Source organism: Sphingomonas sp. (assembly GCF_042091075.1).
Lineage (GTDB): Bacteria > Pseudomonadota > Alphaproteobacteria > Sphingomonadales > Sphingomonadaceae > Sphingomonas.
Genome location: NZ_JBELIE010000018.1, coordinates 1 through 15,740 on the forward strand (window position 1 = coordinate 1; position 15,740 = coordinate 15,740).

At 64.1% G+C, this 15,740-nt stretch carries 17 protein-coding genes; 9 read left to right on the forward strand and 8 right to left on the reverse strand.

The features are described 5' to 3' along the window. The 3 genes from ACFDSW_RS03310 to ACFDSW_RS03320 form a co-directional block, all read right to left on the reverse strand. A partial coding sequence (locus ACFDSW_RS03310) for a hypothetical protein (RefSeq protein ID WP_375248853.1) occupies positions 1–201 on the reverse strand: 201 nt, incomplete at its 3' end. A gap of 111 nt (positions 202–312) precedes the next feature. Then, positions 313–1,533 carry a glycosyltransferase family 4 protein gene (locus ACFDSW_RS03315; RefSeq protein ID WP_375248854.1) on the reverse strand — a complete coding sequence of 407 codons (1,221 nt, stop codon included), beginning with the start codon at positions 1,531–1,533 and terminating at the stop codon, positions 313–315. Further along, complete coding sequence (locus ACFDSW_RS03320; protein ID WP_375248855.1) at positions 1,530–2,411, reverse strand: NAD-dependent epimerase/dehydratase family protein; 882 nt, start codon at positions 2,409–2,411, stop codon at positions 1,530–1,532. Before ACFDSW_RS03320 ends, ACFDSW_RS03315 begins: the two co-directional genes overlap by 4 nt. A gap of 104 nt (positions 2,412–2,515) precedes the next feature. Between ACFDSW_RS03320 and ACFDSW_RS03325 the strand changes: the two genes are divergently transcribed. The 3 genes from ACFDSW_RS03325 (at position 2,516) to ACFDSW_RS03335 (ending at position 6,056) form a co-directional block, all read left to right on the forward strand. Then, the gene (locus tag ACFDSW_RS03325; RefSeq protein WP_375248856.1) at positions 2,516–3,079 is read left to right on the forward strand and encodes a sugar transferase; all 564 of its coding nucleotides are present in this window, start codon (positions 2,516–2,518) and stop codon (positions 3,077–3,079) included. 53 nt (positions 3,080–3,132) lie between these two features. After that, positions 3,133–5,010 (forward strand): polysaccharide biosynthesis protein, encoded by a 1,878-nt coding sequence (locus ACFDSW_RS03330; RefSeq protein WP_375248857.1) that lies wholly within the window; start codon positions 3,133–3,135, stop codon positions 5,008–5,010. Positions 5,011–5,096: 86 nt separating this feature from the next. Beyond that, complete coding sequence (locus ACFDSW_RS03335) at positions 5,097–6,056, forward strand: UDP-glucuronic acid decarboxylase family protein (protein ID WP_375248858.1); 960 nt, start codon at positions 5,097–5,099, stop codon at positions 6,054–6,056. A gap of 14 nt (positions 6,057–6,070) precedes the next feature. Here the strand turns inward: ACFDSW_RS03335 and ACFDSW_RS03340 are convergent, their stop codons facing one another. Continuing rightward, complete coding sequence (locus ACFDSW_RS03340) at positions 6,071–6,259, reverse strand: hypothetical protein (RefSeq protein WP_375248859.1); 189 nt, start codon at positions 6,257–6,259, stop codon at positions 6,071–6,073. Positions 6,260–6,309: 50 nt separating this feature from the next. On the opposite strand from ACFDSW_RS03340, the gene ACFDSW_RS03345 reads away from it, so the two are divergent. The 5 genes from ACFDSW_RS03345 to ACFDSW_RS03365 all read left to right on the forward strand — a co-directional run bounded on the left by ACFDSW_RS03345 (position 6,310) and on the right by ACFDSW_RS03365 (position 10,711). Next, complete coding sequence (locus tag ACFDSW_RS03345) at positions 6,310–7,878, forward strand: SulP family inorganic anion transporter (RefSeq protein WP_375248860.1); 1,569 nt, start codon at positions 6,310–6,312, stop codon at positions 7,876–7,878. 150 nt (positions 7,879–8,028) lie between these two features. After that, entirely contained in the window at positions 8,029–8,877 is an 849-nt protein-coding gene (locus ACFDSW_RS03350; protein WP_375248861.1) for a TorF family putative porin, read from the forward strand. Between the two features lie 105 nt (positions 8,878–8,982). After that, entirely contained in the window at positions 8,983–9,879 is an 897-nt protein-coding gene (locus tag ACFDSW_RS03355; RefSeq protein WP_375248886.1) for a tetratricopeptide repeat protein, read from the forward strand. Next, complete coding sequence (locus ACFDSW_RS03360; RefSeq protein WP_375248862.1) at positions 9,879–10,505, forward strand: LON peptidase substrate-binding domain-containing protein; 627 nt, start codon at positions 9,879–9,881, stop codon at positions 10,503–10,505. Before ACFDSW_RS03355 ends, ACFDSW_RS03360 begins: the two co-directional genes overlap by 1 nt. Beyond that, positions 10,502–10,711: a Trm112 family protein gene (locus ACFDSW_RS03365; protein ID WP_375248863.1), complete on the forward strand. Its 210-nt coding sequence runs from the start codon at positions 10,502–10,504 to the stop codon at positions 10,709–10,711. The genes ACFDSW_RS03360 and ACFDSW_RS03365 overlap by 4 nt, the downstream gene beginning before the upstream one ends. Before the next feature lie 87 nt (positions 10,712–10,798). Here the strand turns inward: ACFDSW_RS03365 and msrA are convergent, their stop codons facing one another. From msrA to pabB, 4 genes are all read right to left on the reverse strand, one after another. Then, positions 10,799–11,446, reverse strand: coding sequence for a peptide-methionine (S)-S-oxide reductase MsrA (msrA, locus tag ACFDSW_RS03370; protein WP_375248864.1), 648 nt, complete (start codon positions 11,444–11,446; stop codon positions 10,799–10,801). An 86-nt stretch (positions 11,447–11,532) separates the two neighbouring features. Next, entirely contained in the window at positions 11,533–11,676 is a 144-nt protein-coding gene (locus ACFDSW_RS03375) for a hypothetical protein (protein WP_375248865.1), read from the reverse strand. A 203-nt stretch (positions 11,677–11,879) separates the two neighbouring features. Further along, the gene (locus tag ACFDSW_RS03380; RefSeq protein WP_375248866.1) at positions 11,880–13,079 is read right to left on the reverse strand and encodes a pyridoxal phosphate-dependent aminotransferase; all 1,200 of its coding nucleotides are present in this window, start codon (positions 13,077–13,079) and stop codon (positions 11,880–11,882) included. Positions 13,080–13,131: 52 nt separating this feature from the next. Further along, positions 13,132–14,907, reverse strand: coding sequence for an aminodeoxychorismate synthase component I (gene pabB / locus ACFDSW_RS03385; protein WP_375248867.1), 1,776 nt, complete (start codon positions 14,905–14,907; stop codon positions 13,132–13,134). Positions 14,908–15,080: 173 nt separating this feature from the next. On the opposite strand from pabB, the gene ACFDSW_RS03390 reads away from it, so the two are divergent. After that, positions 15,081–15,740 carry an MBL fold metallo-hydrolase gene (locus tag ACFDSW_RS03390; RefSeq protein WP_375248868.1) on the forward strand — a complete coding sequence of 220 codons (660 nt, stop codon included), beginning with the start codon at positions 15,081–15,083 and terminating at the stop codon, positions 15,738–15,740.

Genomic DNA, 15,740 nt, shown 5'->3' on the forward strand with positions numbered 1-15,740 from the left:
CAGGTATATATGGTCGTCGGTAAGATCATCGGCTGTCAGGTCAATGTAATCTGGCGAGACGGGCGCCACGTCACCGAGAGTCTGATAGAGATCACAGTCAGGGCAATGGTAGGAGGTATATTGCTTTCCACGCGTTGCTTCGGAAAAAATTGGCTTCACGTCGGCCGAGCCGCAAAGCTTGCACGCTACTTTGGTGCTCATAAACGTCCTCTCCGATTGCTGAAGCGCAAGTCCTAGAGAGTCGAAGCAATCTTGCAACCCACATTGGGTATAAAATCAGCACCTTCCGTGACAGGATGTCGAAGCGATTGCCTACGATCGGTCCGGCAAAGTGATCAGCGTTGCAAAGCGGTCAACGACCGCGCCCTTGGTGTAATGTTGAAGCATTGCCTGCCGCCCGGCCGCCCCGCGGCGGGCCGCATCGGCCCGGCCAGGTTCGCTGTCGATATATTCCAGCAGGGTACACAGCGCGTCGACATCGCCGGTCGGTAGGGCCCAGCCGCATTTCTCTTCCCGGACGACTTGCGCCAGTTCGGATCGCTCGTCCGCAAGTGCGACGAGCGGTGCTGCCGCCGCCATCACGTTGTACATGCGACTGGGGACGGATACGCCGAGCATGTTGTCAGTGAAGGCGATTAGTGTCGCGTCTGAGCAAGCCAGCATCGGGCCCAGCATGTCGCGCGGTTGACGCGGCACAAACTGGATGTTGGGCAGGTCTTTCGTTGCATTGGCGATCATGCCAGTCTTTCCACCGTAGCCAACGAACAGAAACCGCAAGGTCGTGCGTGCACGCAGCCGCCGCGCTGCGGCGAGCACCACCTCAATATCGTGCGTCCGACCGAGATTGCCCGAAAACTGCACGATCGTCTGCCCGAGCAGACCATGCGCGCGGGCGAAGGGATTTTCCGCGCGCGTCCACGGGTGCACCTCGTCCGGATCACCCCAGTTGGGAATGATGGTGATGGGTGCATTCTCGCCGACCTTTCGGCGGAATAATTCGGCCATGTCGCGGCCGAGCACGACGATGTCGGCATAGGACGCGAATACCCACCGCATCACCCGCTGCAATAACCGATCGGCGCGGCCGCCGGGGCGGACATGCTTTGTGGCGTGGAGAACCTCGGGATAAACGTCGTGGACAAGGATAATGCCACGCAGGCCACGTAGCCGGATCACCCATCCCAGCAGAAAGCTTGCCAGTGGTGGATTGGTGAGGACCAAGACGATGTCGCCGCGGCGAAAGTGAAACAGGGCGTGGAGCGACACCAGCAGGCTGAAAGTCACCATGTTGACAACACGGCCGGGCGTCCAGTCCTTGGCAAAGGAGGTGCATCGGACACGCCGTATGCTGACTCCGGCATGCTCCTCCTTCCAAGCGACGGCTTGCCCCCGCTCGCTGTAGGTGGGGCGACTGCACAAGACGCTCACACGCGCGATTTTCGCAAGACCCTCCGCGATGCCCGTGACGAAATAGCCTGTCGATGTCGTCTCCGGGTAATACAGCTCTGAGACAATCCGGAGGGTCGGTTTCATTTGCTTACTCCCGATACGACGCTTCCGACGAGTTCGCGCCGCAGTGTGCTTCGCCAGCCTTGGCTAACCGCGACATTCGATTGTGGGTCTAGCAGGCTATCCGACATCATCGATGCATGGAATCTCGGAGCGGCCTTGCGCAGAACCTCGGTGGCGATCTGGGGCACCGGCAGGCGATAAAGTTCGAACCCGGCGTCCTCTCGAAGCCAGGATGCGGCGTTTTGAAAACTGAACGGAACGGGGTCTGCCGCCAGAATACGCCCGGATCGCTCGCTCCGGGCTACGCCAACAAGAACCTGAGCGGCAGCTTCCGCGCCGACCATCGATCGCCGGATGTCCGGATGGGGGGTGGGCAGAAAGCGAAACCGGCGCCACCATCGCAGCATCCGTTCTACTTTCCCGGGCCGCGTGGTTCCGATGATTGCTGGGAACGCCACCGATACCGTCTCGAAACCGTAAGCATTAAGGCGGCGCAAGGCCTTATCGCCATCGCGTTTCGAGGCGCCGTAATCGTCGTGCGGATCTTCAGGACTGTGCTCGTCGATCCACGTTCTCGGGCCGAACACTGAGAACGAACTGATCGCGATGTAGCGACGGGCGCCCGCCTGGTGCGCGATTTCCGCCAATCGCCGCTGAAGCTCTACGTTGACGGCCCGCAACGCGTCCGCCTCCCCGCTAACAATGCCAGCGCAATTGATGACGACTTCCGCGCCGGCAAGGTGGGACGCTTCGACATCGGCATAGCGGCCGACAGATATCGTCCCTTCGTGCGCGCCGCGACGGGCGATGCAGCGCGCCCCCGGCAGCAGGCGCAGCAGGTGCCGCGCGATGGAGCTGTTGCCGCCGATAATCGCGGTTGGGGGCCAGGAGCTTGCCATATCCGTCGCTATGTGAAGATTGCATCGGGATCGGCAAGCGATTTTGGCCGGGTTCCTTCGGGTCGCCTTCGCGGCTAAAGGCGGTGTGAAACTGGTTCGGGTCTATGCTGAAACGCCTGTTCGATATCGCCGTGGTGCTCATTTCACTGCCCATCGTTTTGCCGATCGCGATGGGCGTAGCCATCGCGATCGTGGTGACCGACGGGCGACCGATATTATATTGGTCGAGGCGCGTGGGCCGGAACAACGTTCTGTTCTCGATGCCGAAATTTCGTACGATGCGGCGGGATACGCCCGCAGTCGCGACCCATCTTCTTGTCGATCCGCGGTCCGTGCTAATCCCGGTGGGGGGGGTGTTACGATCTTCGAGTCTGGACGAACTGCCGCAGCTCATCAGCGTGCTGCGCGGTGACATGACGTTTGTGGGACCGCGGCCGGCATTGTTCAACCAGGACGATCTGGTCGAGTTGCGGACCCGGTATGATGTCCACCGCCTGACACCCGGAATTACAGGATGGGCGCAAATCAATGGGCGTGACGACCTAAGCATCGCCGAGAAAGTGGTTTACGAGCGCGAGTATCTGGAGCGGCATACAATGGCGTTCGACCTGAAGATTTTATGGCTCACGTTTCGCAGCGTGTTGACAAGAAGTGGTGTCCACCATTGATCCACCAAAATCCCGCAATTTCGCGGACTACGCTCGCTGAATTGCCGCCGACGATGACGAAGAGCACTGTTTCTTCGTATGTGATCGCGTTGCCGCGAAACGCGAAGCGCGCTGCGGCGCTATGCTTCGATACTGTGCTCATCATCACGGCGACATGGTGCGCCTTTTTCCTCCGCATCGGTGAGATCCCGCGCGACGGCTATGAGCTTCTGATCCCGACCCTGACGGCGATCGTTTTTGCCCTGCCGATTTTCGTTCGCTGCGGATTGTATCGGGCTATCTTCCGCTACACTGGATGGCCTGCGATCGTGACGATCGCACGGGCTGTGGCGATCTATGGGGCGTGTTATTGCTGCGTCTTCACCTTCTATGGTATCGCGCAGGTGCCGCGGACGATCGGGATCATCCAGCCGCTACTTCTGCTTCTGATGGTGGCATCCTCGCGTATCCTTGTACAGCATTGGCTGACCGGATCGCCGCAGTGGCTCAATGGGAGCGCCTCAAAGCCGGGTACGCTAATCTATGGGGCCGGATCGGCGGGACGACAGCTTGCCTCGGCCATCGCCGATTCGCGCGGAATGCATCTGATAGGGTTCGTTGACGATGATCGGAATCTCGTCGGTGGAACCGTTATGGGCCTCCCGGTCTATGCCGGAGATGAGATCAATCGGATTACCGAACGTTTCAGCGTCTCCGATATTCTGCTCGCAATGCCTTCGTGTTCGAGAGCGCGGCGCGCGGAAATCGTCTCGGGACTTAAGACTCTTGGCCTCCGCGTCCAGACGCTACCCGCTGTTCTCGATATCGCGCGCGGCAAAGTGTCGACGAGCGAATTGCATGAAGTGGACATCGACGACCTTCTGGGGCGAACCCCAATCGCGCCCGATGAAGCGTTGATGCGCAAGAATATCGACGGGAAGGTCGTTCTCGTAACCGGCGCGGGCGGATCGATCGGGCAGGAAATCTGCCGGCAGATCTTACCTTATGATCCTGCGGTACTGTTGCTCCTCGATGTCAGCGAATTCGCGTTATATGCCGTTCATCAAGATCTTGAGCGGCGTTGCTCCGCGGAGAAGACCGAATTGGTACCGATCATCGCGTCGGTCCGGGATCGCGATCGTGTTGATGCAGTTCTTGAAAAATGGCGCCCTTCAACGATCTTCCATGCGGCCGCGTACAAGCACGTTCCTTTGGTTGAGGCCAATATCACCGAAGGCATTCTCAACAATACCTTTGGTACGATGAACGTTGCCGAGGCGGCGCTTCGACATGGCGTGGCGAGTTTCGTGTTGATCAGCACCGACAAGGCCGTGCGCCCGACGAATGTCATGGGGGCGACCAAGCGTGCGGCTGAGAATATTTTGCAGGCGCTTGCCCAGGATCACACCAAAACATGTTTCTCCATGGTGCGGTTCGGAAACGTGCTGGGCTCCAGCGGATCGGTCGTTCCATTGTTCCGTTCGCAGATTCTGGCGGGGGGGCCTGTCACGCTCACCCATGCTGAGATGACTCGCTACTTCATGACGATTCCGGAGGCGGCGCAGCTCGTCATTCAGGCCGGAGCTATGGCGACGGGTGGTGATCTCTTCGTGCTCGATATGGGGGAGCCTGTTCGCATCATCGATCTTGCCCGTAACATGATCAGTCTATCAGGGCTGACCCTGAAAGACGACACTCATCCGGACGGCGACATCGAAATCAGGATCGTGGGGTTGCGTCCGGGCGAGAAACTTTATGAGGAGCTGCTGATCGGTGACAATCCGCAGCCGTCGCCGCATCCGCGGATCATGCGTGCCCGAGAAGATTTCATCGAGCAGAGCAAGCTGCGAGGTATGCTGGAGGCGATGTACAGCTATGCCCTTGCGGGCGATGCGGTCGGCGCCCGGTCTGTCCTGGCGGCGATCGTCCCGGAGTATCAGCCCAATAGCTAGATAACCCCCTAACGGCGCTTCCCCCTGGTCACCACGTCATCTGCGGTGACAGCATGACTTTCCATCATTCTGGATGTATTAGATAGATGCCCAATTATAATCGTAGCCGGCGAGTTGCTGTTGCTGGTGGTGCCGGTTTCCTTGGATCCCATCTCATCGATCGATTGATTGATCGCGGCGACGAAGTCGTCTGTATCGACAATCTGTTTACCGGAGATAAGGCGAACATCGCGCATCTGCGAAACCATCCCCGTTTCGAATTCATTCGGCACGATGTTTGCTTTCCGTTGTACATCGAAGCCGATGAGATATACAATCTCGCATGCCCCGCCTCGCCGATTCATTATCAGCATGATCCAGTGCAAACGACGAAGGTAAGTGTTCTCGGGGCCATAAATCTTCTGGGGTTGGCGAAGCGGTTGCGGTGCAAGATCTTTCAAGCATCGACGAGCGAAGTCTATGGTGATCCCGTCCTCCATCCACAAACCGAGGAATATTGGGGGAACGTTAATCCGATTGGCATTCGGTCATGCTACGACGAAGGAAAGCGTTGTGCGGAGACGCTCTTTTTTGACTATCGGCGGCAGCATCATCTTTCGATCAAGGTCGCTAGGATTTTCAATACCTATGGACCTCGCATGCACCCCGGCGACGGTAGAGTAGTTTCCAATTTTATTATCCAGGCGTTGAGAGGCGAGCCGATCACGCTCTACGGCGACGGCTCGCAAACCCGCTCGTTCTGTTACTACGAGGATTTGATTGAGGGATTCCTTCGTCTGATGGACACGGCGGATGACATCGTCGGGCCCATCAACCTCGGAAATCCGGTCGAATTCACGATCAGGGAACTGGCAGAGCAGGTGATAGAGCTGACAGGCTCTGCCTCGCGCATTGTGGCGCATCCCCGTCCGCAAGATGACCCTATGCAGCGAAAACCGGATATTGGAAAGGCGCAGCGAACGCTGGATTGGGAGCCGAAGGTGCCGTTGCGTGACGGCCTGATCAAGACAATCGCCTATTTCGATGCCCTTCTTAGCAGCGGGTAGGGGGGGCATGATGTCTAGACGTCGATCGCTCGCTTCGATGAGGTCCGGCGTTCACCCAGCAGCTGGTCGCGGCGCAATGCGCCCTCTCTGACGTTGACGGCATTGGCGATGCTACCGCCGGAACTGCCGATCGAGCGTATCGCCGCGCCGCGCGGGCGTTTGCGTCCGCAACCAAATGTCACAAAGCCGTCGGACGTCAGCAAAGCAGGCGGCTTAGGAACTGGACGATTGGCCTTTAGGAGAGATCGTCGCCATGGCTTCCCTTGCCTCTGGAGCGGACGACATCCGTCCCGTCCCGCCACGCCCCGGTGTGTCAAAACCGGAAGTCCGCCTGCTCGGGCGTGACCTCACCGCTTCGATCGTCGTCTTCCTGGTGGCGATGCCCCTGTGCATGGGGATCGCGATCGCCTCGGGCGTGCCGGCGGAAAAGGGGCTGATCACCGGGATCATCGGCGGCATCATCGTCGGTGCGCTGGCGGGTTCGCCGTTGCAGGTCAGCGGCCCCGCCGCCGGTCTGGCGGTGATCGTGTACGAGCTGGTCCGCGATCAGGGATTGAGCGCGCTCGGCCCGATCCTCGTCGTCGCCGGCGCGGTGCAGGTCGCGGCCGGGGTGTTCCGGCTGGGCGGCTGGTTCAAGGCGATCTCCCCGGCGGTGGTGCACGGCATGCTCGCCGGGATCGGCGTGCTGATCGTCGTTGGCCAGTTCCACGTGTTGTTCGATCATCGCCCCTTGCCCAGCGGCCTGCAGAATCTGGCGGCGGCGCCAGGGCGCATGTTCGGGCTGTCGGCCACGAACTGGCAGGCGGCGGAATTCGCCTTCGCGATCGCGCTGGCGACGATCGCGGCGATGCTGGCGTGGGAGAAATGGCGCCCGGCGTCGATGAGGCTGTTGCCCGGCGCGCTGGTCGGTGTCGTCGTCGGCACCGCGCTGGCGGTGCTGATCGGGGCCGATGTGGCGCGGGTGCAGGTGCCCGATTCGATCGTCGCGGCGATCGCGCCGCCGACCGGCAATGCCTTCATGCGGCTGCTCGATCCGTCTGTGGTGGCGGCCGCAGTGGCGATCGCCTTCATCGCCTCGGCGGAGACGCTGCTGTCGGCGGCGGCGGTCGACAAGATGCACGACGGCGTGCGCACCGATTACAACAAGGAGTTGCGCGCGCAGGGCATCGGCAACCTGTTGTGCGGTTTCGCCGGCGCGCTGCCGATGACCGGGGTGATCGTGCGCAGCTCGGCCAACGTCCAGGCGGGCGCTGCGACGCGGCTGTCGGCGATATTGCACGGCGTGTGGATCCTCGGCTTCGTCGCGGCGCTGCCGTTCGTGCTGACGATGATTCCGATGGCGGCGCTGGGCGCGATCCTGGTGGTGACCGGCTGGCGGCTGGTCAGCCTGAAACACGCCCGCCACCTGTTCCGCGACTATGGCATGCTGCCGGTGGTGATCTGGGCGGCGACGCTGATCATGGTGGTGGCGACCGATCTTCTGACCGGCGTGCTGGTCGGCATCGGGCTGACGATGCTGGAGCTGGTGCCGCATCTGCGCCGGTTGCGGCTCAAGGTGCTGGAAACGAGCGAAGGCGGCGCGCATGCCATCACGCTGGATGGCACCGCCACCTTCGTGACCTTGCCGCGCCTCAGCGAGACGCTCGATCGCGTGCCGGCGGGCACCCCGGTACGGATTGACGCCTCGCGGCTCGACGCGGTCGACCACACCAGCGCCGAAATGCTGCGTGACTGGTTCCAACGCCGTCGCGCCAGCGGGACGCGTATCGAGATCACCGGCGCGCGTGGCCGGATCGCCACACTGGCGCAGGCAAACCACTAAGACACATTTCGACACATTATAGAAATATTTCTGAAAAGCGCGTTGCATACGCAGGGGGGGTGGCCGAGCGGCTGCCCTCCCTTTTTCGTGTGGGGAGAGAGCGGGCGCGGATCACATAGCAGGAGGAGCCTCTGCACCACAGGAGGTTCCATGAAGTACGTTTTCTGTCTCCCCGCCGTGATGCTGGCCGTCGCGGCTGTTCCCGCGGCAGCGCAGGACACCGACCCCCCCAAGCCGATCACCGTGACGGGTAGCGTCGGGCTGACCACCGACTATCGTCTGCGTGGCGTTTCGCAGACCGACAAGGAAGGCGCGATCCAGGGCGGCTTCACGATCGCGCACAAAAGCGGCGTGTATGTCGGCGCCTGGGGATCGAACCTGTCCGGCTGGGGCACGTTCGGCGGCTCGAACATGGAGCTTGATCTGATCGGCGGGTACAAGATGCCGATCGGGGCGGGTGGCGCCCTGGACGTCGGGTTGACCTGGTACATGTATCCGGGTGGCGCGTCGAAAACCGATTTCGCCGAACCGTTCGTGAAACTGTCGGGCACCGCCGGGCCGGTCAGCCTGCTGGCGGGCGTCGCCTATGCACCGAAGCAGCAGGCGCTGGGGCAATGGTACAATGACGCCGCCTCCTATGCCGCCGGGACGCCGCAGAATCCGGGCAAGGGGAATGACAATCTGTACGTCTGGGGCGACGGGTCGACCGCGCTGCCGGGAACCCCGCTGACGCTGAAGGCGCATATCGGCCATTCGAACGGCAATCGTGGACTGGGGCCCAACGGCACCAGCGCTGCACCGACCGGGGCCTATTGGGACTGGTTGCTCGGTGCGGATCTGGCGATCAAGGGCACCCCGCTGACGCTGAGCGCTGCCTATGTCGACACTGACATCAGCAACGCCGAATCGGCCTATATCTTCCCCAACTTCGCCTCGACGAAGGACGGCAGCTCGATCGCGGGGTCGACCGCGGTGTTCACGATCACCGCCGCCTTCTGATGCACGGGTGATCCGGTGGGGCGGCGGGGGGTTTGTATCCCCCGCCGCCTTCCCACATAAGGGCGCGACACTTGGAACAGGAGCGCCCGCTTGGCCACGCTAGGAATGTCACCGGCAGAGAAGGAAGCGATCCAGCGCTTCCGTGCCGACGTCGTCGAGCCGTCGATGACGCAGCTCGTCATCATCGATTTCTGGGCCGAATGGTGCGGGCCGTGCAAGGCGCTCGCCCCGGTGCTCGAAAAGGTCGCGGCGGAATATGCTGACAAGGGCGTGGTGCTGGCGAAGGTCGATACCGACAAGGACCAGTTCATCGCCGCGCAATTCCAGATCCGCTCGATCCCAACGGTCTATGCGATGTTCCAGGGGCAATTGGTCGCCGACCTGACCAGCGCCCGTACCGAGTCGCAATTGCGCACCACGCTGGACCAGTTGTTGCGGCAATTGCCGATCCAGGGTGAGGCCCAGTCGCAGGAAGCGGAGCTGGAGCCGCTGATCGCGATGGCCGAGGACGTGCTGGCACAGGGCGATGCCGAGCGCGCACTGTCGATCTTCGATCAACTGGCGGACATGGCGCCCGAGCATCATGCCGTGCTGTCGGGCCGGATCCGCGCGCTGGTCGCGGCGGGGCGTACCGACGAGGCGGCGGCGGCGATCGACGCTTTGCCGGCGGACGTCGCGACCTTGCCGGATATCGCGCGCGCCAAATCGGCGCTCGCGCTGGCGCAGTCGGCGCCCGCCGTCGACGATCTTGCCCCGCTGGAGGCGGCGGTCGCGCGCGATCCCGAGGATCTGCAGGCGCGCTACGATCTGGCCAATGCGCGGATGGCGGCGGGCGATCGCGACGCAGCGGCGGACGGTTTTCTCGACATCGTCAAGCGCGAGCGGGACTGGAACGACGGCGCGGCACGGCAGCAGTTGCTGAAGCTGTTCGAGGTGGTCGGGCTGGAAGATCCCTGGGTCTCGGCGCAGCGCCGGCGATTGTCGGCGGTGCTGTTCGGCTGATGCCAGGCGACACGACCCGGCTGTCGATCTTTCCGTTGCCCGGGGCATTGCTGTTCCCCGGGCTGCATCTGCCGCTCCACATCTTCGAGCCGCGCTATCGCGCGATGGTGTCCGACGCGATCGCCCGCGATCGTCGTATCGCGATGATCCAGCCGCGCACCGACAGCCCCGATCGCGATCGCCCCGCGTTATTCGATGTCGGTTGCGTCGGGCGGATCGCGGAGGTGGAGGCGCTGGACGACGGACGCTACAATCTGATCCTCGAGGGCCTGTCGCTGTTTCGGGTGATCGAGGAACTGGATGTGACGACGCCGTTCCGACAGGTCGAGGCGATGTTGATGCCGTCGCCGCGCGACGAGGTGCTCGCGCTGGCGGCGCGGTCGTCACTCGAACTCGAATCGCGCCGTTTTGCCGAGGCGCAAGGCTATGCCGTCGATTGGGAGGCGGTCGGCCGGCTTGACGACAGCAGCCTGGTCAATGGCATCGCGCAGATCGCGCCGTTCGATGTTGCCGCGAAGCAGGCGCTGCTGGAGGCGCCGGGCATCGCCGAACGCGCCGAGCTGCTGGTGCAGTTGATGCAGTTTTTCGGTCGCCACGACGGCGAGGATCGGGTGACGCTGCAATGAGCGGCGCGGCGCCGGCGATCGACTCCTGGATGCTGGAGCGGCTGGTCTGCCCGATCACGCGCACTCCGCTGCGCCACGACGTGGCGGCGGGGGAGCTGGTGTCGGACGCGGCTGGGCTGGCCTATCCCGTCCGGGCGGGCGTGCCGGTGTTGCTGGCGGATGCGGCGCGACGGATTGGCGACACGGCGGGCCCGGTCGGCGACTGACGCCGGAGGCCCGATGGGTCCGGGAACATGCCGGTAACGGGCGGCGGGCAGACCGCCCTCACCGGATAGCGAGATGCCGCCGCTCGCTTACACCGCCAGCTTGGGAAAGCCAGCGCGGAACGCCGCGACCTTCGGCTTGTCCCAGCGGACGATATAGGGATGGGTCGGATGGCGGCGGAAGAAGTCCTGATGATAGGCTTCCGCCGGATAGAAGGCACCCTGTTCCAGCGTCGTCACGATCGCGCCCGGAAAGGCATGGGCCTTCGTCAGCTGAGCGATATAGGCGGCCGCCACCGCACGCTGCTGCGCGGATTGCGGGAAGATCGCCGAGCGATAGCTGCTGCCGCTATCCGGTCCCTGTCGGTTCAGCTGGGTGGGATCGTGCGCGATCGAGAAATAGACCCGCAACAGCGTGGCATAGCTGACGACGCGCGGATCGTAGCTGATCCGGATCGCCTCCGCGTGGCGGGTCGTTTCGCTGCTGACCGCATCATAGCGCGCGGTCGCCTTGGTGCCGCCGGCATAACCGGCGGTGACGTCGCGCACGCCCTTCACCTGCTGGAACACCGCTTCCATGCCCCAGAAGCAGCCCCCGGCCAGCACCGCGACCTGGGGCGCACCGGCGGCGGGCACGTCCTGCGCCGCGGCGGGGATGGGAACGGCACGCTCGGCCGCGGCGGGGCCGCAGGCGGCGAGGAACAGCGGTGTCAGCGCGAGCGGGTAGCGAAGCGTCATGAAGCCAAGATAGGGGGTGCGACCGCCGCGTGCCAGAGGGCGTGCCGGGGTGTGGCGCGCCGGCATTCTGGCGATGCGTCAGTGGATCAGCGCACCACCTGCGTCGACGCGGCATAGGGCGTCGTGGGCATTTGCGGCTGGGTGATGTGCAGACCCATCATCCCGATCGCACCGAGCACGAAGCCACCGGCGAACTGGCGAATGAAGCTGCTTTTGAACAATCGGGTCATGGGTCGTCTCTCGTCTATGCGGCCGTCTGTGCGGCGTGATCGAACGCAACGGAGGCCACCGTCAGGCGGCCATCCGATGGATCGTCTCTAATCCTGTCAGGATGAACCGGCGCTTGGGTCGCCGTTCATCCGGCGTCGATATAGGCCCGGCGGCGTTGCCGGCATATATCAACGATGGAAAGCGATTGTTTCCGCCCTGAAAACTATCGCAGCGCCGCGCAAGCCGTCTGGATTCGTTGGCATGCCTCGGTCAGCAACGCTTCCGATGTGGCATAGCTGATCCGCATCGCGGGCGACACGCCAAAGGCGATGCCCTGCACCGCGGCCACCTTCGCGTCGTCGAGCAGATAGGTGACGAAATCGCTGTCGTCATCGATCCGCTTGCCTGCCGGGGTCGACTTGCCGATCACGCCCGACACGTCGGGATAGACGTAAAAGGCGCCTTCGGGGCGCGGGCAGTGGATGCCATCCGCCTGGTTCAGCATCGAGACGACCAGATCGCGCCGTTGCTGGAATGCGGCGGCGCGGTCCTTCAGGAACGACTGGTCGCCGGTCAGCGCCGCCACCGCCGCCGCCTGCGCGATCGAACAGGGATTGCTGGTCGATTGCGATTGCAACTTCGCCATCGCCTTGATCAGCCACCCCGCGCCGGCGGCGAAGCCGATCCGCCAGCCGGTCATCGCATAGGCCTTGGAACAACCATTCACGGTCAGCGTGCGGTCGTACAGCGACGGGCACACCTCCGCGATCGTCGCGAAGCGGAAGTCGTCATAGACGATATGTTCGTACATATCGTCGGCGAAGATCCACACGTGCGGATGTCGCTCCAGCACCTCGCCCAGCGCCTTGAGTTCCGCGACCGAATAGGCGGCGCCGGTTGGATTCGAGGGCGAATTGAGGATCACCCATTTGGTGCGCGGGGTGATCGCCGCCTCCAGCATCGCCGGCGTCAGCTTGTACCCGAATTCGGCACCCGCAGGCACGATCACCGGGGTTGCGCCCGCGAATTGCACCACGTCGGGATAGCTGACCCAATAAGGGGCCGGCACGATCACCTCGTCGCCCGCGTCCAGCGTCGCGACCAAGGCGTTGAACAACGTGTGCTTGCCGCCGACGTTCACGGTCACTTGCGCCGGCGTATAATCCAGCGCGTTGTCGCGCTTGAACTTGGCGACGATCGCCTCCTTCAGCTCGGGGGTGCCGTCGACGTTGGTATATTTGGTCTTTCCGTCGCGGATCGCCTGAATCGCGGCTTCCTTGACGAAGTCCGGGGTGTCGAAATCGGGCTCGCCCGCGCCCAGGCCGATCACGTCCACACCCGCCCGCTTCAGTTCCAGCACGCGGCTGGTGATCGCCAGCGTCGGCGACGGGTTGATGCGATCGAGCGCGGCGGAAGTCTGCATGGATCGGCGCCTTCGGTAGAAAATTGCGTGCGCGCCTATGCGACCTTGCGCTTCATTGTGCAACCGTCAGCACCGCCGGCATCAGGCCGCGCAGCGCGTTGCCGAGCAGAAAACCATCGCGCAGATCGTCCACGGTCAGATCCGCCTCGATCGCCCGCCCGGTCGCCAGCAGTTCGGCGCGCAGCACGCCCGGCAGCAGCGGGCCGGCCCGCGGTGTCAGCAGGTAGTCGCCCCGGGCGACGAAGATATTCGTGAAACTGCCCTCGGTCAGCGTCCCCGCCGGATCGACGAACACGACTTCGTCCGCGCCCGTCGCCCGTCGCGCGCGATCCCAGAAGCCGCGATCGGTGGTCTTGTGCTGCAGGCGCCAGTCGTCGCGCGCCACCGGCAGCCGCGCGGCGACCGCGCGCAACGGCCGCGTCAGCACCGGCGGCAGCGGCGCGACCTCGATCGCGATCGCGCCCGATCGCGCCAGCAACAGCCGTATCCGGGCCGGTTCGCGCAGGCGAAAGGTGGCCGCCTGCAATTCGTTTCGGGTCGCGTGTCGATCGAAGGCAAAGCCCAGCAGCAGCGCGCTGCCCTTCATCCGCTCCAGATGGCGCTCGACCAAAGGTATGCCTTCGATCGGATCGAAGGCCATCGTCTCGATCAGGTCGCCTGACGCTCGCGCGGCATCGAGAAACGCCGCCTTCGCCATCGCCTCGTCCCATTCGTCGTCGACGCGCGAATCGGCGACGATCCCGCCACCGATGCCCAACGTCGCCTCGCGCGCGTCGCGATCGATCAGCAGGGTTCGGATCGCGACGTTGAACATCGCATCGCCGCTGCGATCGATCCGCCCGATCGCGCCCGTATAGGGCCCGCGCGCGGGGCCGCGCTCGATCGCGGCGATCGCCTGCATCGCACGCACCTTGGGCGCCCCGGTGACCGACCCGCAGGGGAATAGCGCGGCCAGCACATCGCGCACGTCGCGGCCCGGTGCCAGCGTCGCGGTGACGGTCGAGGTCATCTGATGCACGGTCGGATAGCGTTCGATCGCGAACAGGGCGGGTACGTCCACGCTGCCCGCGACAGCGACGCGCGCCAGATCGTTACGCATCAGATCGACGATCATCAGATTTTCGGCACGCTGCTTCGTATCGGCCGCCAGCGTGTCCGCGGCAGCGGCATCGCGCGCGGCATCGGGATCGCGGCGCGCGGTACCCTTCATCGGGCGGCAGGTCAGCCGGTCACCGTCGACCGCGACGAACAATTCGGGGGAGAACGACAGCAGCAGCTGATCGCCCGTGGCGACGATCGCCCCCCAGCCAGCCCCGGCCGCGCCGCGCAGGCGGGCATAAAGCGCCAGCGCATCGCCCAGCACCGGCACGGTGGCCCGAAACGTCAGGTTCAGCTGGTACAGGTCGCCCGCGGTGATCAGCGCCTGGGCCGCGTCGAACATCGCGGCGTAATCGTCATGGCTGACCGCCGGGGTGAGCGGCCCCAGCGCCGCCCCGGCGGCGTCGGGCAACCATGACGCGACATCGTCGATCGTCCGCCAGCCGTCGAACAGCCCGAACCAGGCGAGCGGGGTGGGGCAGGGGTGCGGGTCCGCCGCGCGCGGCTCGAATGCGCCCCCGGCGGCGTAGGACAGGAAGCCGGCGGCGTCCGCCGTATCGGTGCTGGCGGCGTCGATCACCGCGCGGACCTGCGATGCTTCGGTGGCGACCAGGATATGGCGCGGGCCGGTGTAGAGCCGCGCCGGGGCGCCCCCCGCCCGCGCATCGTCAAGCAGCACGAACGGCGTTCCGGCGGGCGGAACGGGGGGCTGGGGGGCAAGCGCGACCATCGTCGGTTCCTGATGCCCGCCCTTCCTCGCCGCGGCAAGCATCGCGCGACGGGGCGCACGCCGTTGCGTCGCCGTGATGCCCCGCCTAGATCTGGTCCCTGTGAGCTGGCCCCTGTGATCCGGATCCTGTCCGCCGTGACGCCCGCCTCGACCTATCCACGGAGAATGAACGAATGACACAGCCGCCGTTGCGCGCGACGATCATCCCGGTGACGCCGATCGAGCAGAATTGCACGCTGATCTGGTGCACCGCGACGATGAAGGCGGCGGTGATCGATCCGGGCGGGGACCTGCCGAAGATCGAAGCGGCGATCGCGCAACATGGCGTGACGGTCGAGAAGGTGCTGCTGACCCACGGCCATATCGACCATGCCGGCGAGGCGAAGCCGCTTGCCGAAACGCTGGGCGTGCCGATCGAAGGGCCCCACGAGGACGACCGCTTCTGGCTGGCGCGGCTGGCGGATGACGGGCGCAACTGGGGCATTCGCGGCGTGCCCTTCGAACCCGACCGCTGGCTCGACGATGGCGATACGGTGACGGTCGGCGCGCTGACGCTCGATGTCTACCATACCCCCGGGCACACCGCGGGCCATGTCATCTTCCATCACGCGCCGTCACGCTTCGCGCAGGTGGGGGACGTGCTGTTCCAGGGGTCGGTGGGACGGACGGACCTGCCGCAGGGCAACCACAAGCAATTGCTGGAAACGATCGTCAACAAGCTGTGGCCGCTCGGCGACGATACCGCCTTCATCCCCGGTCACGGCAAACCCAGTACCTTCGCGCATGAGCGGCAGTGGAACATGTTCGTCAGCGACTCGGCGATGTCCGCCTGA